This is a genomic window from Yoonia sp. F2084L (assembly GCF_023015625.1).
Classification (GTDB): Bacteria; Pseudomonadota; Alphaproteobacteria; order Rhodobacterales; family Rhodobacteraceae; genus Yoonia.
This window is the reverse complement of the sequence record NZ_JALKAH010000005.1, coordinates 562,249-584,352: the sequence shown is the minus strand read 5'-3', so window position 1 is coordinate 584,352 and position 22,104 is coordinate 562,249. Positions and strand designations below refer to the sequence as shown.

At 55.2% G+C, this 22,104-nt stretch carries 22 protein-coding genes; 7 read left to right on the top strand and 15 right to left on the bottom strand.

From position 1 onward, the window contains the following. Positions 1-35: 35 nt before the first annotated feature. Genes MWU60_RS16900 through MWU60_RS16885 form a run of 4 tightly spaced genes read right to left on the bottom strand, consistent with a single transcriptional unit; the run spans position 36 to position 3,312 of the window. Positions 36-617: a LysE family translocator gene (locus MWU60_RS16900; RefSeq protein WP_247228555.1), complete on the bottom strand. Its 582-nt coding sequence runs from the start codon at positions 615-617 to the stop codon at positions 36-38. After that, on the bottom strand, positions 610-1,746 hold the full coding sequence (locus MWU60_RS16895) for a CCA tRNA nucleotidyltransferase (protein ID WP_247228554.1): 1,137 nt from the start codon (positions 1,744-1,746) through the stop codon (positions 610-612). The genes MWU60_RS16900 and MWU60_RS16895 overlap by 8 nt, the downstream gene beginning before the upstream one ends. Further along, on the bottom strand, positions 1,743-2,327 hold the full coding sequence (locus MWU60_RS16890; RefSeq protein WP_247228553.1) for a CoA pyrophosphatase: 585 nt from the start codon (positions 2,325-2,327) through the stop codon (positions 1,743-1,745). The genes MWU60_RS16895 and MWU60_RS16890 overlap by 4 nt, the downstream gene beginning before the upstream one ends. Next, on the bottom strand, positions 2,320-3,312 hold the full coding sequence (locus MWU60_RS16885) for an Hsp33 family molecular chaperone HslO (protein WP_247228552.1): 993 nt from the start codon (positions 3,310-3,312) through the stop codon (positions 2,320-2,322). The genes MWU60_RS16890 and MWU60_RS16885 overlap by 8 nt, the downstream gene beginning before the upstream one ends. A 77-nt stretch (positions 3,313-3,389) precedes the next feature. Between MWU60_RS16885 and MWU60_RS16880 the strand changes: the two genes are divergently transcribed. Next, positions 3,390-3,827, top strand: coding sequence for an NUDIX hydrolase (locus MWU60_RS16880; RefSeq protein ID WP_247228551.1), 438 nt, complete (start codon positions 3,390-3,392; stop codon positions 3,825-3,827). Positions 3,828-3,874: 47 nt separating this feature from the next. On the opposite strand, the gene MWU60_RS16875 is transcribed toward MWU60_RS16880, so the two are convergent. After that, positions 3,875-4,825: a hypothetical protein gene (locus MWU60_RS16875; protein ID WP_247228550.1), complete on the bottom strand. Its 951-nt coding sequence runs from the start codon at positions 4,823-4,825 to the stop codon at positions 3,875-3,877. A gap of 253 nt (positions 4,826-5,078) precedes the next feature. Here MWU60_RS16875 and MWU60_RS16870 point away from each other — a divergent pair, with 253 nt between their 5' ends. Beyond that, a complete protein-coding gene (locus tag MWU60_RS16870) occupies positions 5,079-6,314 on the top strand; it encodes an argininosuccinate synthase (protein ID WP_348644704.1) in 1,236 nt (411 codons plus the stop codon). Here MWU60_RS16870 and MWU60_RS16865 read toward each other — a convergent pair. Together MWU60_RS16865 and MWU60_RS16860 are read right to left on the bottom strand one after the other, a co-directional pair. Next, positions 6,311-7,009 (bottom strand): HAD family hydrolase, encoded by a 699-nt coding sequence (locus MWU60_RS16865; RefSeq protein ID WP_247228548.1) that lies wholly within the window; start codon positions 7,007-7,009, stop codon positions 6,311-6,313. The two genes, MWU60_RS16870 and MWU60_RS16865, sit on opposite strands and share 4 nt — an antisense overlap. Beyond that, entirely contained in the window at positions 7,006-7,905 is a 900-nt protein-coding gene (locus MWU60_RS16860) for a D-amino acid aminotransferase (protein WP_247228547.1), read from the bottom strand. Before MWU60_RS16860 ends, MWU60_RS16865 begins: the two co-directional genes overlap by 4 nt. 133 nt (positions 7,906-8,038) lie before the next feature. Between MWU60_RS16860 and msrA the strand changes: the two genes are divergently transcribed. Then, positions 8,039-8,671: a peptide-methionine (S)-S-oxide reductase MsrA gene (gene msrA, locus MWU60_RS16855; protein WP_247228546.1), complete on the top strand. Its 633-nt coding sequence runs from the start codon at positions 8,039-8,041 to the stop codon at positions 8,669-8,671. Here msrA and MWU60_RS16850 read toward each other — a convergent pair. Together MWU60_RS16850 and MWU60_RS16845 are read right to left on the bottom strand one after the other, a co-directional pair. Next, a complete protein-coding gene (locus tag MWU60_RS16850; RefSeq protein ID WP_247228545.1) occupies positions 8,662-9,528 on the bottom strand; it encodes a ribokinase in 867 nt (288 codons plus the stop codon). The genes msrA and MWU60_RS16850 overlap by 10 nt on opposite strands. Continuing rightward, entirely contained in the window at positions 9,528-11,783 is a 2,256-nt protein-coding gene (locus MWU60_RS16845; RefSeq protein WP_247228544.1) for an NADP-dependent malic enzyme, read from the bottom strand. Before MWU60_RS16845 ends, MWU60_RS16850 begins: the two co-directional genes overlap by 1 nt. Positions 11,784-11,904: 121 nt before the next feature. Here MWU60_RS16845 and mutS point away from each other — a divergent pair, with 121 nt between their 5' ends. Further along, positions 11,905-14,532 (top strand): DNA mismatch repair protein MutS, encoded by a 2,628-nt coding sequence (gene mutS / locus MWU60_RS16840; protein WP_247228543.1) that lies wholly within the window; start codon positions 11,905-11,907, stop codon positions 14,530-14,532. Between the two features lies 1 nt (position 14,533). On the opposite strand, the gene MWU60_RS16835 is transcribed toward mutS, so the two are convergent. The 3 genes from MWU60_RS16835 to hrcA are packed head-to-tail and all read right to left on the bottom strand — an operon-like array spanning position 14,534 to position 17,216. After that, a complete protein-coding gene (locus MWU60_RS16835) occupies positions 14,534-15,586 on the bottom strand; it encodes a TPM domain-containing protein (RefSeq protein WP_247228542.1) in 1,053 nt (350 codons plus the stop codon). Continuing rightward, positions 15,583-16,140 (bottom strand): nucleotide exchange factor GrpE, encoded by a 558-nt coding sequence (locus tag MWU60_RS16830; protein WP_247228541.1) that lies wholly within the window; start codon positions 16,138-16,140, stop codon positions 15,583-15,585. The genes MWU60_RS16835 and MWU60_RS16830 overlap by 4 nt, the downstream gene beginning before the upstream one ends. 11 nt (positions 16,141-16,151) lie before the next feature. Then, positions 16,152-17,216, bottom strand: coding sequence for a heat-inducible transcriptional repressor HrcA (gene hrcA / locus MWU60_RS16825; RefSeq protein WP_247228540.1), 1,065 nt, complete (start codon positions 17,214-17,216; stop codon positions 16,152-16,154). A 115-nt stretch (positions 17,217-17,331) separates the two neighbouring features. On the opposite strand from hrcA, the gene rph reads away from it, so the two are divergent. The 3 genes from rph to hemW are packed head-to-tail and all read left to right on the top strand — an operon-like array spanning position 17,332 to position 19,797. After that, positions 17,332-18,039: a ribonuclease PH gene (gene rph / locus MWU60_RS16820; RefSeq protein ID WP_247228539.1), complete on the top strand. Its 708-nt coding sequence runs from the start codon at positions 17,332-17,334 to the stop codon at positions 18,037-18,039. Beyond that, positions 18,039-18,647 carry an RdgB/HAM1 family non-canonical purine NTP pyrophosphatase gene (rdgB, locus tag MWU60_RS16815; RefSeq protein WP_247228538.1) on the top strand — a complete coding sequence of 203 codons (609 nt, stop codon included), beginning with the start codon at positions 18,039-18,041 and terminating at the stop codon, positions 18,645-18,647. Before rph ends, rdgB begins: the two co-directional genes overlap by 1 nt. Then, positions 18,640-19,797: a radical SAM family heme chaperone HemW gene (gene hemW / locus MWU60_RS16810; protein WP_247228603.1), complete on the top strand. Its 1,158-nt coding sequence runs from the start codon at positions 18,640-18,642 to the stop codon at positions 19,795-19,797. Before rdgB ends, hemW begins: the two co-directional genes overlap by 8 nt. On the opposite strand, the gene MWU60_RS16805 is transcribed toward hemW, so the two are convergent. Genes MWU60_RS16805 through rsmG form a run of 3 tightly spaced genes read right to left on the bottom strand, consistent with a single transcriptional unit; the run spans position 19,794 to position 22,101 of the window. Next, on the bottom strand, positions 19,794-20,681 hold the full coding sequence (locus MWU60_RS16805) for a ParB/RepB/Spo0J family partition protein (RefSeq protein WP_247228537.1): 888 nt from the start codon (positions 20,679-20,681) through the stop codon (positions 19,794-19,796). The two genes, hemW and MWU60_RS16805, sit on opposite strands and share 4 nt — an antisense overlap. Further along, positions 20,682-21,491: an AAA family ATPase gene (locus MWU60_RS16800; RefSeq protein WP_247228536.1), complete on the bottom strand. Its 810-nt coding sequence runs from the start codon at positions 21,489-21,491 to the stop codon at positions 20,682-20,684. It lies immediately after the preceding gene. Beyond that, the gene (gene rsmG, locus MWU60_RS16795; RefSeq protein ID WP_247228535.1) at positions 21,481-22,101 is read right to left on the bottom strand and encodes a 16S rRNA (guanine(527)-N(7))-methyltransferase RsmG; all 621 of its coding nucleotides are present in this window, start codon (positions 22,099-22,101) and stop codon (positions 21,481-21,483) included. Before rsmG ends, MWU60_RS16800 begins: the two co-directional genes overlap by 11 nt. Positions 22,102-22,104: the final 3 nt, after the last annotated feature.

Here is a 22,104-nt window from a genome sequence, read left to right as displayed (position 1 = left end):
GTATTGCGGGATTTGATTGATACGCGCCGTGATCGTCAGAGGAAAACCAAAACCGAAAAACCGCACAAAGCAAGCGCCATCACGCGCATGAACACGCGCCATGCGGTCGGGTTGGTTAGCAAATAGGATAACAGGCTGCCCGCAACCGCCCAAAACGTACAAACGCCAAGATTGATCGTTGAAAACGTGGCCGCAAGCGACGTGGCTTGTTGGAGCGGGGCAAGGGTGGCGACATAGGCAGTGGCGCTGAGCGCGACAGCCCAGACCTTGGGGTTCACCCATTGGAACAGGACCGCTTCAAGGAAGGTAAACGGCTTGTCAGTGTCCTTGTTCTGCGATGGATCTGCGCGCCATAGGTTGTAGGCCATCCACAAAATCCACAAAGACGCGATAATCTTCAGCACAATGCCCAGCGCGGGTTGTGCTGCGATCAGCGCCCCAACGCCGATACCCGTGACTGCCGCGATCACACCGACACCAAGTGCAACGCCGATAATATGCGGAATGGTGCGCTGAAAGCCGAAACGCGCGCCTGACGCCGTGATCAGGATCACGTTCGGACCGGGCGAAAACAGACCAAAGAAGACAAAGCCAATGAGGGGCAGAAATTCAGTCAAGCAATTCGGCTTTCGTTAAGGTGAAGCCAGAGGCGATCCAGCGCGCTTCGGCCTCTTTCAAGGCTTTACCAATTGCGGGGCCGCGTAAGGTTGGCATTAGGTCAGCAGCTTTGAGTGGGAAGGTTTGTTCAGCGGCAAATTGGGCCTTTTGGGCCATGTTCGTGTCTATTTCTCGGCCAAGCATTGCGCCTTCCACTGCCAAACGGTCCAACGCCAAATCAGCTCCGAAACGATACGCGACCTCAGCATGTGGCATGTCGGATTTCATCTGTTCCAACTGTTTGATCTGCGCATTGGACAGGCGCAGCCCAGCTTCTGGTTCACCGCCCATGGCGGCCAAACGCCGGATCGGGTCCGGCGCAAGCTGGGCTTTGTCCTCAACATGGATCAGCACCGCAAGAACCGCGTGGCTGGCACCTGGCAAGACCTGCGCCAAAGCACCTGTGGAAGCCATCGACGCCACTGCTGGCGCAGGATCGGGTGCGGAAAGCAATTTCAGCATTTCTGCTGTGACGCGTTCAACCGACAGCGATTGCAGCCCTTCGATGTTTTCGGCACAGGCGGCCAATCCATCGGCGTCGGGCCCTTCTTTGGTTTCCCCATACCATGCGTAAAACCGAAAAAACCGCAGGATACGAAGGTAGTCTTCTTTGATCCGTTGATCTGCGTCTTCGATAAACCGGACTCGGCGCGCTTGCAGGTCGGGCAAACCGCCCAAAGGATCTGTGATATGACCATCCGCATCCGCATAAAGCGCGTTCATCGTAAAATCGCGGCGGCGGGCGTCGTCTGTGATGTTGTCTGAGAACGCGACCGTTGCGCGCCTGCCGTCCGTTGCAACGTCGCGGCGGAATGTTGTGATCTCAAATGGGATGTCGTTTGCGACCAGCGTGACTGTGCCGTGATCAATGCCAGTCGGGATTGCTTTGATCTTTGCGGCCTGCGCCAATTGGATCACGACGTCAGGCAAAGCATCAGTCGAAAGATCAAGATCGGCGACCGGTTCACCCAGCAGTTCATTCCGCACACATCCACCGACGAACCATGCCTGGTGGCCCGCGTCAGTCAGCAGTTTGCACACCTTCTGTGAGGCATCGTCTTGCAACCAAGGCGCAGAAATGCGGGTCATGCCATACGCTCAGCAAAAGCGCGCAGGATACGGGCGGTCGCGCCCCAGATGTAATAAGGACCGAAAGGTACGGTGTAATAGTGTCTACGGCGGCCCTGCCAACGGCGGCCTTCGATGAGGTAATGTGCAGGCTCAAGCAGATGCGCCAATGGCACTTCAAAAATCTCACTCACCTCGCCCGCCTCGGCCACCGGATCATAGTGTCCACGGATCAGCGCCAGAACTGGCGTCACTTGGTAGCCCGTCACGGTCTGATGCGGAGGCAGCGTGCCGACAACATCAACGATGTCTGACGGCAGACCAATCTCTTCGCGTGCTTCGCGCAACGCGGCATCAACCAGCGTTGGGTCAGTCGCATCCTGCTTACCGCCTGGAAATGCAATCTGGCCGGGGTGATGCTTTAACCGGGCAGACCGTTTTGTAAGGATAACAGTCTCTAACTCAGCCCGAATGCCAATTAGTACGGCGGCTGGAGTCAAATCGCGCTCGGGCACCTTCACGTCAGCGTTCAGATCAAAATCAGAAGACGCGCCGCCCGGTCGGGCCAGCGCGTCTTCCAATCTTTTGCGTAAGTCAGGCACTGACATCCTTGGCCTCAAATCCCAGCGTTGTGGGATCAAAGGTGTAATGCGAGCCGCAGAATTGGCAATCTGCGGTGACGGTGCCCTCTTCGGTCGTCATCGTCGCGATGTCTTTTGCCGAATAAATCGACAGGCTTTGACGGACTTTGTCGTCAGAACAGCTGCACCCAAACTTGATCGGTTGGGCATCGTACACGCGTGGTTGCTCTTCATGGAACAGACGCACCAACAATTCCGTTGGCGCAACGGTTGGACCAATCAGTTCTATCTCATCTACTGTATCCAACAGCGCATTCGCACGGTTCCAGTTTTCACTTTCATCCGCATCAAGAATATCTGTCGCGTGAAGCAAACCTTCTTCGCCAGACCCACCTTCACCGGTCACATGCGGCGACGCCTTTGGCATGTGCTGCAAGATCACACCACCAGCGCGCCAATGTGTGTCTTCCCCCGGTAATTGTGACTGTCCATAGGTCAGTTGAAACCGAGTCGGAATCTGCTCGGATTGCGCAAAGTAAGTCTCTGCACAGGCGGAAAGTGACCCGCCCGCAATGGGTGTGATGCCCTGATAGGGGGTCATATCCTCGCCTTGGTCGATCAGAATGGCAAAGTAGCCGTTGCCGATCTGGCTAAACGGATCAGCGCTCTCATCCAGCGTTTCTGCATCATACGACGCATATGCGCGGATGCGCGCAGGCTCACCATCATCGGTCGGGCCATAGTAATCCGTTGCAATCAAACGGGCAGGACCGGAACCGCGGACCTGCAAAGACAGCTTCCAACGCAGTTTCATGGTTTGACCAATGAGCGCCGTCAGCAATGCCATTTCCGCAACCAGACCTTCGATCATGGGGGGATAGTTGTGCTGCTTGAGAACCTGTTCCAACACGCCATCCAAACGCGCCACCCGGCCACGGATGTCGGATGCGTCAAGTTGAAACGGCAGGACGGTATCGTCCCAGGCGATTTGGGTGCCTGTGGTCATAGTCTTTCCTAACAAGTCTAGGGATGGCATACCGCGCCTATATAGGCGGAGCAACCGCGCGTCCAAGGGGGTAAGCTATGATCAGACGGTATGGCGAGGTTCCGGTAGCAGGGCAGCGGTACAAGCATCGGGCAGGTGTTTATGCAATTTTGCCGTTGGATGGAAAACTGCTGCTGACGTATCAGGGCGATCCGCATTTTGAGATTCAACTGCCCGGAGGCGGGGTTGATCTCGGCGAGCATCCCTTGAATGCGCTGCACCGCGAAGTGTTTGAGGAAACAGGCTGGCGGATTGCGGCACCCCGCAAATTGGGTGCATTCCGACGGTTCGTGTTCATGCCAGAATACGACATGTGGGCCGAAAAGCTGTGCCATATCTATCTGGCACGGCCGGTGCGACCGCACGGACCACCGACAGAGCCGGGGCATCTTGCACTCTGGCTGGACCCGGCGGATGCTTTGGGTGAACTCTATAATGATGGGGACGCGGCGTTTGTGGCATCACTGCTCACATAACGACGCGAACCCCTTGTTTTTGGATGTTCTTTAGTCTGCCACAGCGACTAGTTCAGTGGGATCGTCAGGCCCGCAAAGATCGACGTTGCTGAAATATCGTCATTTTCATCACCTTCTGAGAAAGCGTCAATCTCCGCACCGCCATTCACGCCACCGTGTTCAACAACGTTCCTTGTGTCCACGACACCCGAGAACAGCTTGTAACTTACACCGAACTCCATCGTTGCATTTTGGCCGGCCCATTCCGCTGGCATCGAAATCGAAGGTGACAGTTCGAACGTCGTCACATCGGCAGTGTCTTCAAATTTGACCGTTTCAAACTGGCTTGGCGCACCCTGATCGGTTTCCTCATCGTCAATTTGCAGCGTCCGGTCACCGCGATACTGGGCAACAAACCCTTCGAGGTTGAAATTCATGCCATTCTGCAATGGGATCGTGTGGCGCGCACCAAGCTTCAGGCCGAACCCCGAAAACTCTGTATCCCGATCAACGAAGTTCTCAAAGCCTCCTGGAAACAGATATTCAGCGTCAACATCGTTGCGCATTTTCAGAAAAGACAGACCGCCCAGCAATTCGGTGTTGCCAGACCCAATTGTATAGGTCGCCAAGGCAGATACCTCTGCAAAGGCTGTCGTATTCTCGGTATCGGCGCGATCCTGGCAATCCTCGATCAGGCCAAGAAACGTCTCAATCCCGGCATCACAATCAGAGTTCAGTTCGCCGCCGGTGTCATCACTTCCGGTCAAAAGGCCCAGTTGGAGCCCCAGATCCAGCCCGACATCCCCGTAAAGTGAATCAATCTTGTAGTTCGCGGACCCAAGACCGCCAAACCCATAATCTGTATCAATGGTCTCGGCGGTCTGATCTTCGAGCGCATAAATGTAATCATTTGCAAACCCGCTGGCGAAGGAACCACGCAAGGTAAGTTCATCTGCCGCGGCGACTTGAGCAAAAAGTGAGGTGGACATGACAACGATGCCGATGTGAATATTTTTCATTTTTCCGTACTTTCCAAACTAAGATTGTTACTTGGTCCAAGTCGGTATCGGCGCATTTGCGATGCCAACTTCAAATTGGTTACGCATCGGCAACGCAGCTTATTCACACTATTTTAATAATTTCTTGTCTGGCTTTGCCGGGGCGACGCCTTCGCGCGCAAAAGTCGGACCTTCGTCATGGCCACGTTGACGATCAGACCCTCGCTATCCTTGCCCCTGCTGCGGAAACCCGGTATCGCGCAAAATCAGATATATTGACGCAAGGGCTTCGCACATGACCGCTCCGAAAAAAGTTGTTCTGGCCTATTCCGGTGGCCTTGATACCTCGATCATCCTGAAATGGTTGCAGACAGAATATGACTGCGAGGTTGTGACCTTCACCGCTGATCTGGGTCAGGGCGAAGAGCTTGAACCTGCCCGCAAAAAGGCCGAGATGATGGGTGCGTCCAACATCTATATCGAAGACCTGCGCGAAGAGTTTGTGCGCGACTTTGTGTTCCCGATGTTCCGAGCAAATGCGCTTTATGAGGGGCTTTATCTGCTGGGCACCTCCATTGCGCGCCCCCTGATTTCCAAGCGTCTGGTTGAAATTGCAGAGGCCGAGGGCGCTGACGCGATTTCCCACGGTGCAACGGGCAAAGGTAACGACCAAATCCGGTTTGAACTTGCCGCCTACGCGCTGAACCCCGAGATTAAGGTTGTCGCCCCGTGGCGCGAGTGGGACTTGGGCAGCCGGACCAAGCTGATTGAGTTCGCCGAAAAGCATCAGATCCCGATAGCGAAGGATAAACGCGGCGAAGCGCCCTTCAGCGTCGACGCAAATCTGCTGCACACATCATCCGAAGGTAAGGTTCTGGAAGACCCCGCCGAGGAAGCACCCGAATACGTCTATCAGCGGTCCGTTGCGCCTGAAGATGCGCCCGATACGCCGGAAATGGTTGAAATCACATTCGAACGTGGCGATGCCGTTGCGATCAATGGCGAGATGATGTCACCCGCGACGATCCTGACCAAGCTGAACGAATTGGGTGGCAAGCATGGTGTTGGTCGCCTTGATCTGGTGGAAAACCGGTTCATCGGTATGAAATCCCGTGGCGTCTATGAAACGCCGGGCGGCACCGTGTTGCTGGAAGCGCACCGCGGGATCGAGCAGATTACGCTGGATGCGGGCGCTGGGCACCTGAAAGACAGCATCATGCCGCAGTATGCAGAACTTATCTACAACGGTTTCTGGTTCTCGCCCGAGCGGGAAATGTTGCAAGCCCTGATCGACAAAAGCCAAGAGCATGTGTCGGGGACGGTCCGCGTGAAACTTTACAAAGGGTCGGCAACGACTGTGGCCCGCTGGTCCGATCAGACGCTCTATTCCGAAGAACATGTGACGTTCGAGGATGACATGGGTGCCTATGATCAGACAGACGCGCAGGGGTTCATTCAGTTGAATGCACTGCGGCTGAAACTGTTGTCTGCGCGTAATCGCAAGGGCTAGAGTTTTAATTTCGCCAGCTTTTCATAATGCGGCATTGCAAGGTGCCGCATTTTTTCTTGGGGCTGATCCAGTTCCGGCAATGGCCCCTCTGCCCCCGCAAACCCAGTGCTTTGATGGACCGCATTGTACCAATGTGAAGCCCAAACACCGTCGGCCTCTCTAGGTCCGGCGTGCCATTGCAACATAGTGCGATCAAACGGAAGCTCAATTGCAGCACAGAGTTTCTTCAGCATTCTTTCTGGGTCCGCACGAATGTCAGAACTGTCGATCACCAAGCCGCCGATCTTGTCATATAGTACCGCTTGCTGAGCGAACCCAATGTCCTCCAGCGTCATCTGATCCCGCTTTGCTCCATAGCTGGCAATCACTCGCGCAGGGTGCCGGATCAGGTGGATGTTGATGCAGTCCTTCGCCCAGTCCAGCGGGAAGCCTTCGATCATATGATGCGGCATATGTTTCATGTAGAAATGCGGCTTTTGCGCTGGAATAGTGTCTAAGCAGCGACGGGCGACGATGTTCGGATCGGTTTCATACGCCGCGATGATGTTATCCCGCATGGGGTGATCGGCCCCGGTCGCCTTAAGATACGGCGCATAGAACGGTTCGTCCCAAACGGCAAAATCGGCGCGATTGCTAAAGGCGTACATCATCGCCGTCGATAGGTTACGCGGGCCGGACCACATTGCGATCCTCATGATCGGTCGACCAAGTCTTTGTAGAGGCCGCGCAAGCGCTTGGTCATCGGACCAAGTTCACCGGTGCCAATCGTCCGTCCATCAATGCTGCTGACCGGTGTTTGCGCACCGAAGGTCCCGGTCAGGAACGCTTCATCGGCGGAATAGGTATCAACCAGGCTAAAATTCCGCTCAAACACCGGAATATCATTCGCACGGCACAGGTCGATGACCTTTTGCCGGGTGATGCCGTTCATGCAGTAGTCGCCTGTACTGGTCCAAACGGTACCATTCTTGACGATAAAGAAGTTACAGGCGTTCGTCGTGTTCACAAACCCATGCACGTCCAGCATCAGCGCTTCATCGGCACCCGCCTTTTGCGCAGCAATACACGCCAGGATGCAGTTGAGCTTGGAGTGGCTGTTCAGTTTGGGGTCCTGCGTCATCGGCAAGCCGCGTTGATGTGGGACAGTCGCCAATGTGATCGGGCGCGGGATTTTGGGCCGCGAATGCTCCATGATAATCACGAAGGTCGGCCCGGATTTTGACAGGCTGGGGTGTTGGAAGGGCCGCACTTTCACCCCACGTGTCACCATCAGACGGGCGTGGGCGTTTGTGGTCATACCATTCGCATTTTGCGTCTCTAACAAGGCGGAGACGACCTCTTTTCGGCCCATCCCGATATCCAGATCAATTGCTTTTGCCGCCTCAAGAAGCCGGTCAATATGCTCATCCATGAAGGCCCATTTACCATCATAAAGGCGCAGCCCTTCCCACACACCATCACCAAGCATGAAGCCGCTGTCATAAACGCTGACCATGGCCTGCGCCTTGGGGACGATGCGACCATCGACATAGATCAGGATATCCTCATTGCGCGCATCATCCTCGGCTTGGTGGGTCGTGACTTCTGTCATGGGCGTTCTCCTTCGCGCGAACGCTAGGGCAGCATTGCCCTTGTTCCAAGAGGTAAACAGCGCGTGAGAATTGGCTTCAACGATTGCTTGGCGTCCGTGGACATTGGAAAGGTAGCGTCAAAGGAGACATCTTATGTTGAAACGTATTGCCCTATCGCTGGCGCTGTTGCCGATCGCCCAAGCTACCGCTGCGGAAGACATTCAAACCGCTGTTCTGGCTGGGGGATGTTTTTGGTGCATCGAAAGTGACTTTGAAAAGGTTCAGGGCGTGCAAGAGGTCGTGTCAGGTTACACCGGCGGTACAACACAAAACCCGACCTACGAAACGCTCAAGGGATCAGGTCACTATGAAGCGGTCGAAATCATGTATGATGCTGATATCGTGACCTATTCTCAGCTGCTGCATGCCTTCTTCCGATCCGTGGATCCAACGGACGCTGGCGGGCAATTCTGTGATCGTGGGCCAAGCTATCGCACAGCAGTTTTTGTGTCTAACCCAGCGGAACTCGCTGCTGCGGAGGCCGCAAAAGCCAGTGCAGCGCGCGCATTAGGTCAGCGGATCGTGACGCCAATTCTGAATGCCGCCACCTTCTACGAGGCCGAGGCCTATCACCAAGATTACTACAAAGGCGAAAACCGGGTGATCACGCGGCGCGGTGTCAAAGTGCAGTCAGAGGCCTATGAATTCTACCGAAATGCCTGCGGACGCGATCAGCGCGTGTCAGAGCTTTGGGGCGACGCGGCACCATTCGTGCATCACAATTGAAACGCCTGAACTTCTGACAGATCAGGAATGACATCCGCCGTGCCGTGGCGCGTAACCATCAGCGCACCTGCCTTAGTGGCCTGTTTGATCGCCTGCGCCATCGGCATGCCCCTATCGAGGCCAGCAAGAACATAGCCCGTGAAGGTGTCACCCGCGCCAGTGGTATCAACGGGGTCCACTTTGATCGCCGGGAAATGCTCTTTTCCGCCTGTGCCATACCAATCAGCACCATCCGCGCCGCATGTGACGATGACATCGCGCACAGAAAGATCGTCTGGCGTTTGGCCGGTGGCGTTTTGCAATTGCTCTGCTTCGACTGCGTTCAGGATCAGAAAATCAAGGTAAGGCAACACGGCCTGCACCCGATCTGCATCAAAGGGTGCTGCGGCGTAGGCCACCTTCAGGCCCAGCTTTTTACCCATCTCGGCGGCAGTCCGTTGCAGGTTGGTTTCGTTCTGAATGACCAGCCAGTCGCCTGTTTCGGCCTCGGCCATTGCCGCCTGCAAAGTCACCTGCGGGATCTTTGCGTTTGCACCGGGGTGCAGGACGATTGCGTTCTCGCCTTTTGGGTCGACCATAATGATCGCTTGCGCCGTTTCAGTGTCTAACACAGCGATATTCCGTGTATCCACGCCATATTCAAGCAACCGGTCAACTGCCCAGCGCCCATCTTCGCCGACCGCACCGATGTGATATACGCGGGCCGCGGCGCGGGCAGAAGCAACGGACATATTGGTCCCTTTACCACCAAGAAAGACCTCGCGCTTGGTCGAGGATAGCGTCTCTCCCGGTGTTGGGAGGTGCGGCACGCGATAGACGAAATCCGCGTTGATTGAGCCAAGGTTCCAGATCGCCATCAATCAACCTTACAGGCAGCGATGACCGCCATGTTCACGATGTCATTGACCGTTGAAACGGTCGAACAAATCTGGATTGGCTTGCCGATACCCGACAGAATGGGGCCAATGACCGTCGCACCTGCCATTTCTTGCATCAGCTTGACCGAAATGGATGCAGAGTGACGTGCAGGAACAACCAAAACGTTGGCCGGCCCAGTGAGGCGCTGGAAAGGATAGTTTTCCTGAGCCTGCGCGTTCAACGCCACATCGACGGTCATTTCGCCTTCGTATTCAAAGTCTGCGTTGCGCGCATCAAGCACCTTGGGCGCTTGATGCATCTTTTCGGCACGCTCAGACACCGGATAACCGAAGGTTGAAAATGACAGGAAAGCGACCCGTGGCTCTAACCCCAGTTCACGCGCAACAAATGCGCCGCGTTCTGCGATATCGGCCAAGTCGTTTTCGTCCGGCCATTCGTGCACCAGCGTGTCGGTGATCAACACGATCCGCCCATTATGCAGGACCGCAGTGACGCCAACGGCCCCATCGTGAGGTTGGGCATCAAAGACATGGTTGATCAGTTCCAGAATATGCGCAGATTTGCGGGTCGCGCCCGTAACCATCCCGTCTGCATGTCCATGTGCCAGCATCAACGTCGCAAAAACGTGCCTGTCGCGGGCGGCAAGCCTGTGAACATCTTGGGCATCGAACCCTTTGCGCTGTAGGCGGTTGTAAAGAAAGTTCTTATAAGTATCGAGGTGAGGCGTCGTCGCCGCATTCACAATCTCAAGCTCATCCACGGCCTCGGCCAGGCCTTCGGCTGTCAGCTTTTCTTTCACATCGTCGTCGCGTCCGACGACCAGGGCTTTGCCCATACCAGAGCGTTGGTACATGACCGCGGCGCGCAACACGCGCGGGTCGTCGCCTTCGGCGAATACAACCGTGGATTGGTTCGCACGGGCGCGGGCGTTGAGACTGCGCAGGATAGATTGGGTCGGGTCCATGCGGGATTTCAGCGAAAGCTCGTAGGCGTCCATATCCACGATGGGGCGGCGGGCGACGCCCGTTTTCATGCCTGCCTGGGCCACAGCCGTCGGGATACGGTGGATGAGGCGGGGATCGAACGGCGTCGGGATGATGTAGTCGCGACCAAAAGTCAGTTTTTTCCCGTATGCCATGGCGACTTCGTCAGGCACATCTTCGCGCGCCAATGCGGCCAGCGCTTCGGCGCAGGCTATTTTCATTTCATCGTTGATCGCGCGGGCATGAATGTCGAGCGCGCCACGGAAGAGGTAGGGAAAACCAAGGACGTTGTTCACTTGGTTGGGATAATCACTGCGGCCTGTCGCGACGATTGCGTCTTCGCGGACGGCGTGCGCATCTTCTGGCGTAATCTCAGGGTCGGGGTTCGCCATGGCGAAAATAACGGGGTTTTCCGCCATGTTAGACACCATTTCTTGGGTCACGGCCCCTTTTGCGCTGACGCCAAGAAACACGTCGCAGCCTTTCATGGCATCATCAAGCGTGCGCGCCTTTGTATTTGCTGCATGGGCAGATTTCCATTGGTTCATCCCCTCGGTCCGGCCTTGGTAGATCACACCTTTGGTGTCGGCCATGATGCAATTGTCATGCTTGGCCCCCATCGCTTTGAGCAGTTCAAGACAGGCAATCCCAGCGGCGCCCGCACCATTCAGTACGATCTTCACATCTTCAATCTTCTTGCCCGACAAGTGCAACGCATTCAGAAGGCCGGCCGCACAGATCACGGCCGTGCCGTGTTGGTCGTCGTGAAAAACAGGGATATCCATCTGTTCTTTGAGCGTTTGTTCAATGATGAAACACTCAGGTGCTTTGATATCTTCCAGATTGATGCCGCCAAAAGTGGGGCCCATTAACCGGACGGCTTTAATGAATTCTTCGGGGTCTTCGGTGTCCAATTCGATGTCGATGGAATTCACATCAGCGAAACGCTTGAACAGAACAGACTTACCTTCCATCACCGGCTTACTGCCCAGCGCGCCAAGGTTGCCAAGGCCAAGAACGGCAGTACCGTTTGAAATCACCGCAACCAGATTGCCCTTGTTTGTATAATCATAGGCGGTTGCGGGGTCAGCTGCGATTTCTTCGCAGGGGATCGCCACACCGGGCGAATAAGCCAGCGACAGGTCGCGCTGCGTTGTCATCGGCACGGTGGCCTGAATTTCCCATTTACCGGGGGTGGGCTGCATGTGAAATTGCAGCGCATCTTCGCGTGTGAGTCTATTCTTTGGCATCTGGTCCCCCTCTAAGCCCACAAGACATAGCGGGTTCCGATACAAGGCTGCAACGGGTTCATTTCGGGGTTTCCCCGCAAACATGGGCTGTTAGTGTGCGCGGGATGATCCCGGGGGATGCATGAACAGCACCAAAAGCACCACGACGCCTATGATGGCGCAATATCTGGAGATTAAAGCAGAGCATCCTGATGCGATCCTGTTTTACCGGATGGGTGATTTCTATGAGATGTTCTTTGATGACGCGGTCGCCGCAGCAGAAGCTCTGGATATTGCGCTAACGAAACGTGGCAAACACGACGATCAGGACATTCCGATGTGCGGTGTCCCGCATCATGCGGCCGAAGGGTATTTTCTGACGTTGATCCGCAAAGGGTTTCGCGTTGCTGTTTGCGAACAGATGGAAAGCCCGGCTGAGGCAAAGAAACGTGGGTACAAGGCCGTTGTGAAGCGCGAGGTCGTGCGGCTGGTGACGCCGGGAACGCTGACCGAGGATTCCTTGCTGGATGCCCGCCGTCATAACTTCCTAGCGGCGTTTCATTTGGTACGAGATGAAGGCGCGTTGGCCTGGGTCGATATCTCAACCGGGGCGTTTCATGTGATGCTTTGCAGCGGGGCGAAATTGGGGCCCGAACTGGCGCGATTGACCCCGCGCGAAGTGATCGTTGCCGATGGAAATGAGGCTGATTGGGCTGGAATAGTGTCTGATTCAGGTGCAACGCTCACGACTTTGGGCGCAGCAGCTTTTGATAGTACGTCAGGCGAAAAGCGCCTTTGCAGTCTCTATAAAGTCGGATCGCTTGATGCTTTCGGCAGCTTCGGCAGGGTCGAGATTGGGGCTATGTCTGCCGTTGCGGAGTATCTGGATATTACCCAACGCGGTAATCTGCCTTTGCTCCGCCCACCTGTCCAGGAGGGGCAATCATCTGCGATGCAGATTGATGCCGCGACGCGCAAATCGCTTGAACTGACCCAATCAATGAGTGGCGGCAAGCAAGGCTCGCTTTTGCATTGCATTGATCGGACAGCAACCGCCGGAGGGGCGCGTTTGCTGGAACGGCGCTTGGCATCGCCCTCTTGTAGCGCCGAAGTAATCGCTTCGCGGCTGGATGCGGTTGCTTTTCTGACTGAAAACGCACGGTTGGTTGAAGATATCCGTGATGCACTGCGCAGTGTGCATGACGTCGATCGCGCCTTGTCGCGATTGGCGCTGGATCGCGGCGGTCCGCGCGATATGGCCGCCATTCGAAACACGATTGGGCAGGCGACGCAGCTTTCCCAGCGGCTGACAGCCGACTTGCCAGAAATTCTGGCGAGCGCTGCGCGTGATTTGACCGGACACGACGCATTGCTAGATCTGCTGGATCAGGCTTTGATCGCCGAACCGCCGCTTTTGTCCCGCGATGGCGGGTTCATTGCGCCGGGCTACGATGCTGAACTGGATGAAGTACGCAGGCTGCGCGATGAAGGTCGATCTGTGATTGCAGGGATGCAGGCAGAGTTCATTGAGGCGTCGGGCGTTTCTTCTCTGAAGATCAAGCACAATAACGTGCTGGGTTACTTCATCGAGACAACAGCGACACATGCCGACAAGATGATGGCCCCACCTTTGAATGAGACCTTCATTCATCGCCAGACGACGGCCAATCAAGTGCGATTTACGACTGTAGAATTGTCCGAGATCGAGACGCGTATTCTGAACGCGGGTGGACGTGCGTTAGAGATCGAAAAGAGGCTCTATTCCAGCCTAACTGAAGCAATTATTGCACAAGCCGGGCCATTGGGCGCACTCGCACGCGCTTTGTCCGAGATTGATCTGATGACCGCGCTTGCGCACCTTGCCATAACCGAAAACTGGATACGACCACGCGTGGACGATAGTCGTGCATTTGAGGTTTCGGGTGGGCGGCATCCGGTCGTTGAGGCTGCGCTGCAAAAGGACGGTGCGCCATTTATTGCGAATGACTGCGGGCTGACTGACGCGCCAATCTGGTTGCTGACCGGTCCAAACATGGCCGGTAAGTCGACTTTCCTGCGACAGAACGCGTTGTTGGCGATTTTAGCGCAAATGGGGAGTTTTGTGCCTGCGTCTGAAGCACATATCGGGATTGTCAGCCAGATTTTTAGCCGGGTTGGCGCATCTGACGATCTGGCGCGTGGGCGCTCGACCTTTATGGTCGAGATGGTTGAGACGGCTGCAATCCTGAATCAGGCCGATGACAGGGCATTGGTGATCCTGGATGAAATCGGACGCGGGACAGCAACCTATGACGGGTTGTCGATTGCCTGGGCCACTTTAGAGCATTTGCATGATGTGAACCGGTGTCGCGCACTTTTTGCCACTCATTATCACGAAATGTCGGCGCTTTCAGCGAAACTGGATGGCGTGGACAACGCCACTGTCACCGTCAAAGAATGGGAAGGCGATGTGATTTTCCTGCATGAGGTGAAACGCGGGACTGCAGATCGCAGTTATGGGGTGCAAGTGGCGCGTTTGGCCGGGCTGCCGCCTGTTGTGGTGGAGCGCGCCAAGGTCGTTCTGGAGGCATTGGAAAAGGGTGAACGTGAGGGCGGCAGTTCTCGTAAGGCCATCATTGATGATCTGCCTTTGTTTGCCGCGACGCCTGCGCCGAAGCCTGCACCAGCCAAAACATCTGCGGTGGAAGATCAGCTAAAGACGGTTTTGCCGGATGATTTGACGCCGAAAGAGGCGTTGGCATTGATCTATGAGTTAAAAAGCAAACTCTAGATTACCAACTCCCGCTCGCGCCACCGCCGCTGGAGCGCCCGCCGCCGCGACTGCTGCCGCCAGACGAAGAGCTTCGTTTCTTCCGCGGGATCGTTGTCGTGACCGTGTACCGCGCTTGGCAATGATGGCAGTTGTAATCTGTCTCTCGTAACCCGGTTGAGGAATAGGTCGCGGATTGCACCACGCGACTGTCCCCTTCGACCGTACGGAACTTGCATTCTCGGCAGGCTCCGTAGCGTGAAAACCATGCGCGATAGCCTTCGATTGTCACGTGATCACAGCTTTCACAGTACCAGACGTCGTAGTCGACGCTTTCAAGCCGCTCTTCCATCAGCTGACCGGGTGACAGGCTGTCGTCTTCGGTTTCTTCCAAATAGCGGCGCATGCGTGATCCGTCAGTTGGGCAAATCCGCAGGCGATTGCGGCGGATACGGCGGACAAAGCCAACAACAAAGGGGACAATCGCGGCGAAAGGTGCCAGCAGCCACAGACCAAGGTTTGTGATGAAGCGTTTAATGCTGATCCACCATTGCTGGAAAGGTGACGCATCATACGTCCCCGGCGTTGCACCTGCCACCTGATAGATCACCTCTTCCACGCCAGCGCGAATGCCATCTGCGTATTCATCTAGTCTGAAATTCGGCACGATCTTGGTATCAATGACACGTCCCATGGGATCATTCAGCGTCGTGCCGTAGCCTGCGCCGACTTCAATCCGCAATTCGCGATCCAGATGGGACACTAAGAGCAACAAACCATCGTTGCGTTCGGCGTCACCGATACCCCACGCGTTGAACACATCGGTGGCAAAGCTTTCGATGCTGCCCGTGTGCCCATAATCGGACATGCGGCTGATGGTCAGGACGGTGAACTCGATGCCGCGCTCTGTATATAGTTCGTCCAAAATAGCGCGCAAATCCTGCTCCTGACCATCGGTCAGCAGATCGGCATAGTCGTTGACGTAAAAATCAAGGTCTTCGGGAAAGCCTTGCGCGAAGGCGGCGCTGACCCAAAGAACAAAGCAAAGAGCCCCCGCGAAGAGGCTCTTGATCAAGATGCGGGCGTCGATGACACGCCAACCTGCGCAGGGCGCAGCAGACGATCGTGCAGCATGAAACCTTCGGCGGCGACCTGAATGATTTCACCTGCTTTGGTACCCGGCACCGGTGCTTCGAACATGGCCTGATGCATCTGCGGGTCGAATTTATCGCCGACTTCTGGAACGATTGGGTCAATGCCATGCTTTTTGAAGACGCTGATCAGCTCGCGCATTGTCAGTTCAACACCTTCAAGCAGCGCCTTGTTCACGTCCTGCTCGGCCTCATCTGAGGACTGCAAGGCGCGGCGCATATTGTCGTAGACCGGCAGCATATCGCGGGCGAGCTTGGAGCCGCCATAGTTTTCGGCCTCGCGCCGGTCGCGGTCCGCGCGTTTGCGTGTATTTTCTGTATCCGCCAGGGCGCGCATGAATTTGTCGCGGAAATCGTCGCGTTCAGCGCGCAGCGCTTCAATTTCATCAAAGCTGGCTTCGGCCGCGTCGAAGTCCAATTCATCGCCTTCCGCGGCGAGTTCATCAAGGCTTTGCAATTCTTCGTCTTTCTCAGACATCAGTTTTCCCTTTAAGAGCGGTCAGCGATCATTTTGCCAACCAGCTTTGCGGTATAATTCACAATCGGCACGATGCGCCCATAATTGAGCCGTGTTGGCCCGATCACGCCGACCGCGCCAATAATCTTTCGGTCGGCGTTCATATAAGGGGAAACGACGAGAGATGAACCCGATAAAGAGAACAATTTGTTCTCAGAGCCAATAAAAATGCGCACGCCCTCACCTTCTTCGGCCAGATCAAGGAATTGGGCGATATCACGCTTGCGTTCAAGGTCGTCAAAGAGGGTCCTGATCCGTTCAAGATCAGCTTCGTTTTCGCCCTCACCCAGCAGGTTGCCACGTCCGCGCACGATCAGCCGTTCGGTCGCTTCGCCTTCGTTTTCCCAAAGGGCAAAACCATCAGAGATCAGTTCTGCCGCGAGCGTGTCGATCTCTTGGCGGCGTGCGGCGATCTCTCGGGCAATGACGGCACCCAGTTCGGACAAAGTGTGACCGGCAGCTATGGCGTTGAGGAAATTCGCCGCCTCGCGCATCGAAGACGGCGTTTGGCCGGGAGGCGGAGTGAAAACACGGTTCTCGACATGCCCATCGCCAAAGACCAGGACCACAAGAGCGCGGTCTTGAGAGAGTGAAACGAATTCAATGTGTTTGATGGGCGCTTCGTGTTTTGGCGTCAACACGAGGCTTGCCCCATGCGTCACCCCGGATAGCGCGGTGCCGACCTGATCAAGCACGGAAGTGACGTCTTGGTCATTGGTTGTGAGCGTGCGGTCTATGGTTTCGCGGTCTTTTCCATCAAGATCGCCAACCTCAAGCAACCCATCAACAAACATACGCAGGCCAAGTTGTGTTGGGATACGCCCAGCGCTGACATGCGGACTGCCGACAAGCCCAAGGAATTCGAGGTCTTGCATCACATTGCGGATCGTCGCAGCGCTGATCTTTTCCGAGAAGTCGCGCGTCAGGGTCCGGGACCCGACAGGTGTGCCGCTTTCCAGATACCCTTCTACAACGCGCCGAAAGACTTCGCGCGAGCGGTCATTCATTTCGTCGATATTTGGCGGTTGTTGGGTCATCACATCCTCAGGCAAGGGCGGCGCAATTAAAACGAAGATCGCGCCCGCGTCAATCGGGGTTGGATTTCATATGTGGGCAGCGTATCCCCGCAGTGCAACCGATAGGAGAGACCCCATGCGTCCATCAGGCCGTCAGACGAACGAAATGCGCGAAGTTTCCATTGAAACGGGCGTAACGATGCATGCTGAGGGCTCTTGCCTGATTAAATGCGGGAATACGCATGTTTTGTGCACTGCGACAATTGATGAACGGGTACCGCCATTCCTGAAGAATTCAGGATTGGGCTGGGTCACGGCAGAATACGGAATGCTGCCACGTGCGACGAACACACGCATGCGTCGCGAGGCCAAGAATGGGCAATCAGGGCGCACGCAGGAAATTCAGCGCCTGATTGGGCGGTCTTTGCGCGCCGGTGTTGACCGTGTGGCACTGGGCGAGCGGCAGATCGTTGTGGATTGCGACGTGATTCAGGCTGATGGCGGGACGCGCTGTGCGTCTATCACGGGTGGTTGGGTTGCTTTGAAGCTGGCCGTGCAGAAATTGATAAAGGCAGGTGATGTGATTAGCGATCCGTTGATTGATCCGGTCGCAGCGATATCCTGCGGGATCTATGCGGGACAAGAGGTGCTGGATTTGGACTACCCTGAGGATAGCGAAGCGGGCGTTGATGGGAATTTCGTCATGACTGGCGGGAAGTTGATTGAAATTCAGATGTCCGCTGAGGGGTCTACCTTTACCCGTGCGCAGATGGACGGGTTGGTTGATCTGGCCGAAAAAGGTGTGTCTGAGCTGACTGCTATCCAATTGGCTGCTGTCAGCTGATGCGGCGTTTTGACGGCAAGGAACTGGTCATTGCGACCCATAACCAAGGGAAGCTGGAGGAGATCGCTGATCTTCTGAAGCCCTATGGGGTATCATTGACGTCAAACGCGGATCATGGGCTGCCAGAGCCTGAAGAGACCGAAACCACCTTTGCCGGGAACGCACGTATCAAGGCGCATGCTGCGGCGAAGGCAACCGGTTTGCCAGCGTTGTCGGATGATAGTGGGATTGAGATTGACGGACTTGGTGGTGCGCCCGGGGTCTATACCGCTGATTGGGCTGAAACACCCAATGGTCGTGACTTTAAGATGGCGATGGAGCGCAGTTGGGCAGAGTTAGAGTCTGTTTCTGCACCTTTTCCGCGGACCGCTCGGTTTTGCTGTACGTTGGTTCTGGCTTGGCCAGATGGCCATGATGAAGTGTTTCCGGGAGTCATGCCAGGCCAGATTGTCTGGCCAATGCGCGGCGATCAAGGGCATGGGTATGATCCAATTTTCCAGCCAAATGGGTATGACATCACCTTTGGTGAGATGGACCGTTGGGAAAAGAACAACATCAGCCACCGGGCGGATGCTTTTGCCAAATTGATTGCGGGTTGCTTTGCCTGAGGATTGGGAAAACGGGGGCTTTGGCCTTTATATCCATTGGCCGTTTTGTCAGGCAAAGTGCCCCTATTGTGATTTCAACAGCCATGTTGTGGCACAGATTGATCAAAGGGCATGGGCCGATGCCTATGTCAGTGAAATAGCACGCATCGGTGCCGAGACAGAAGGACGCGTGCTGCGGTCTGTCTTTTTTGGAGGTGGTACGCCCAGTTTGATGGATCCTGATGTTGTTGATGCGATCTTAACAAAGATACGCGCAACATGGCCTATCGCGAACGATATTGAGGTGACGCTGGAGGCAAATCCAACTTCAGTGGAAGCGGGCCGGTTCGCAGGATATCGCGATGCTGGCGTGAACCGGGTGTCGATGGGCGTTCAGGCGTTAAACGATGCGGATTTGAAAGCCTTGGGCCGTTTGCATAGTGCGTCAGAAGCAATGCAGGCCTTTGACATTGCGCGCAGTGTTTTTGATCGCGTAAGTTTTGACCTGATTTATGCGCGGCAGGGTCAAACGCTGAAAGACTGGGAGGCCGAATTGCGGCAAGCCCTTGGGTTGGCGGTTGACCACCTGTCGCTTTACCAATTGACGATCGAGGATGGGACCGCATTCGGTGATCGCTATGCGGCGGGCAAATTGCGGGGATTGCCAGACGACGATGTTGCCGCTGATATGTATGCATTGACGCAGGGCGTCTGCGAGGACACGGGTTTTGCGGGATATGAAGTGTCCAATCATGCACGCCCGGGATGTGAGAGCACCCACAACAAAATCTATTGGAAGTATGGGGACTACGCCGGGATCGGACCCGGTGCGCATGGTCGGTTAACGCTGGGCGGGACACGTTTTGCGACCGAAGCGCCCCGCGCACCAGCCGCTTGGCTGTCCCAGGTCCGCCAAACCGGAAATGGAGATTTGTGCCGAGATGTGCTGAGCTTGGATGATCAGTTTGCTGAGTTCTTACTGATGGGAATGCGATTGCGCGACGGGGTAAGCGTTGCCCGGTTTTCGCAGCTATCTGATAACATATTAATTAACAAAATCAACGGTTTAGTCGAAATCGGCATGTTGGAATACAATACAGAAACGTTGCGTCTGTCACAGCAAGGATACCCTGTTCTGAATGCTGTTTTGCGAAAGCTGTTAGAGGACTAACCGCCGGACAAGGCACGTAAAAGATCGTCAAGTTGTTCCAGCGATTTGTAGCCAATCACCATTTTGCCTCCGTCAGAGCCAGCCGGGTGGTCTATCGTGACTTTCATGCCGAGCGTTGCTGAAAGCTCATTCTCGATTTGAACGGTATCTGCATCTTTGGGAACCGGTGCACCGGGCACGGATCGCTTTTTGATGGCTGGCCCTTTTTTGGCAAGTTGTTCTGTTTCACGGACCGAGAGTTTTCTTTGGATCACTTCGCGTGCAAGCTCAACCGCTTGATCGTGACCGACGAGCGCGCGGGCATGACCTGCGGAGATCTGACCGGTGACCAGATAGCGCTGCACCTCTTCCGGCAGATTTAAGAGACGCAAAAGATTTGCGATATGACTGCGGCTTTTGCCAAGCGCCGACGCGAGCTTATCTTGTGTGTGGCCAAATCTGTCCATCAACTGCTTGTAGCCCGCAGCCTCATCCATCGGGTTCAAATCAGCCCTTTGGATGTTTTCGATAATCGCGATTTCAAGGACTTCGGTATCGTCATAATCGCGCAGCAGCACAGGGATTTCGTGCAACTTGGCCATTTGCGCCGCACGCCAGCGACGTTCACCGGCAACGATTTCATAAGTCGCCACTGCGGTGGGTGACTGCCGTACAATGAGCGGCTGGATAACACCCTTTTCTGCAATGGACGCAGAGAGTTCATTCAACGCATCATCATCGAAAGTGCGGCGCGGCTGGTCCGGATTGGGCTGAACCTGTTCGATGGGGACAACCAGATCCGGGCGTTTGGGCTGTGCCTGCGGTGTGTCATCGGCGGCCACATCAGACATGAGGGCCGAGAGACCGCGCCCTAAACCACGGGACCTTTTTGTGTTACGTGCCATCTATGCAGCCCTTTTATTCTTGGTGCGCGCGTTCAGTTCCTTAGCCAACGCGCGATAGGCCGAGCTGCCTTTGGACCCACTATCGTAGGTTAGGACCGGCACTGCAAAAGACGGGGCTTCACTCAGGCGGACATTACGCGGGATGACCGTGGTGAAAACCATATCACCCATGTTTTCGCGGGCATCATCTTCGACCTGAAGCGACAAGTTGTTGCGCCTGTCGTACATGGTCAGGACGATCCCTTCGATCCGCAGATCGGGATTTGCGGTTTGCCGAACATCGCGAACGGTGAGGATCAGTTGCGACAGACCTTCCAAGGCAAAAAACTCGCTTTGGAGCGGGACAAGCAGGGAATGCGCTGCCACCATCGCGTTCACAGTCAATATATTGAGCGATGGTGGACAATCAATCAATATGTAGTCGAACCCTAGGGTGGACACATCATCATCGCGCAAGACATCACGCAGCAGAAAGCTTCGTTTGGTGTTGTCGATCAATTCGAGATCGGCAGAGCTTAGATCTGTCGTCGCAGGAACAATGCTGAGGTTGTTGACGGAAGTCTGCTGTATTGCTTGTTTGAGTGTGACATCGCCTGCAATAAGGTCATATGTCGTGGCCTTTCGCATTTCTTGATCAATACCAAGGCCAGTTGATGCATTGCCCTGCGGATCAAGGTCGATCAATAGCACTCGGCTGCCTTTCTCCGCCAAAGCGGCGCCTAGGTTTATTGTTGTTGTTGTTTTACCTACCCCACCCTTTTGGTTGGCGATTGCGATGATGGCAGGATCCGTCTTTGCATTATTTGACAATGGATTCGATCCTTCGAAGGGCGATTATTCGAGCCTCAGGATCAGTGAAACTGGGATAATCTTCAAGGTCAAACGACCAGTTCTTTTGTGCTTCGGCAACTTCTTGTTGGGACTGCCGCCCTTTGTGCAGAAGCGCGACGCCGTTGGGGCTTAGGTGCCGCTTTGTTAGTGGAATTAGGCCAGATAGTGCGGTTAACGCTCGTGCGGACACTACATCTGCGGTCTGAGGAGGTACATTCTCGATTCGGTCTGCAATCACTTCGACAGAGAGGCTTAGTTCTCTGGTTACTGTTCGTAGAAATGTCGCCTTGCGCTGATCACTTTCTATCAGGACAAACTGCGCATCAGGCTGCGTTGTCTTGGCAATGATCGCCATGACGATTCCCGGAAACCCTCCACCGCTGCCGATATCCGTCCATTTTTGATAGCTTTGAGGAACATGCCTATAAAGTTGCGCCGAGTCGGTGATGTGCCGATCCCAAAGATCAGCAACACTGCCGCGTGCAATGAGATTGATTGTAGGCGTCCATTTTGTGACGAGTGCAGCGTATGTCTCTAAATCTGCCATTGTTTCACGTGAAACATCCAGACCAGCAATAGTTGGTGCCATAAA

Excerpts from the sequence above, each read along its gene's own strand:
- MWU60_RS16845 (WP_247228544.1), bottom strand. The coding sequence starts at position 11,783 with ATGCCAAAGAATAGACTCACACGCGAAGATGCGCTGCAATTTCACATG.
- MWU60_RS16880 (WP_247228551.1), top strand. The coding sequence starts at position 3,390 with ATGATCAGACGGTATGGCGAGGTTCCGGTAGCAGGGCAGCGGTACAAG.
- MWU60_RS16860 (WP_247228547.1), bottom strand. The coding sequence starts at position 7,905 with ATGACAGAAGTCACGACCCACCAAGCCGAGGATGATGCGCGCAATGAG.
- msrA (WP_247228546.1), top strand. The coding sequence starts at position 8,039 with ATGTTGAAACGTATTGCCCTATCGCTGGCGCTGTTGCCGATCGCCCAA.
- rsmG (WP_247228535.1), bottom strand. The coding sequence starts at position 22,101 with ATGGCACCAACTATTGCTGGTCTGGATGTTTCACGTGAAACAATGGCA.
- rdgB (WP_247228538.1), top strand. The coding sequence starts at position 18,039 with ATGCGGCGTTTTGACGGCAAGGAACTGGTCATTGCGACCCATAACCAA.
- MWU60_RS16805 (WP_247228537.1), bottom strand. The coding sequence starts at position 20,681 with ATGGCACGTAACACAAAAAGGTCCCGTGGTTTAGGGCGCGGTCTCTCG.
- mutS (WP_247228543.1), top strand. The coding sequence starts at position 11,905 with ATGAACAGCACCAAAAGCACCACGACGCCTATGATGGCGCAATATCTG.
- MWU60_RS16830 (WP_247228541.1), bottom strand. The coding sequence starts at position 16,140 with ATGTCTGAGAAAGACGAAGAATTGCAAAGCCTTGATGAACTCGCCGCG.
- hrcA (WP_247228540.1), bottom strand. The coding sequence starts at position 17,216 with ATGACCCAACAACCGCCAAATATCGACGAAATGAATGACCGCTCGCGC.
- MWU60_RS16895 (WP_247228554.1), bottom strand. The coding sequence starts at position 1,746 with ATGACCCGCATTTCTGCGCCTTGGTTGCAAGACGATGCCTCACAGAAG.
- MWU60_RS16875 (WP_247228550.1), bottom strand. The coding sequence starts at position 4,825 with ATGAAAAATATTCACATCGGCATCGTTGTCATGTCCACCTCACTTTTT.
- MWU60_RS16850 (WP_247228545.1), bottom strand. The coding sequence starts at position 9,528 with ATGGCGATCTGGAACCTTGGCTCAATCAACGCGGATTTCGTCTATCGC.
- MWU60_RS16865 (WP_247228548.1), bottom strand. The coding sequence starts at position 7,009 with ATGAGGATCGCAATGTGGTCCGGCCCGCGTAACCTATCGACGGCGATG.
- rph (WP_247228539.1), top strand. The coding sequence starts at position 17,332 with ATGCGTCCATCAGGCCGTCAGACGAACGAAATGCGCGAAGTTTCCATT.
- MWU60_RS16885 (WP_247228552.1), bottom strand. The coding sequence starts at position 3,312 with ATGACCACAGGCACCCAAATCGCCTGGGACGATACCGTCCTGCCGTTT.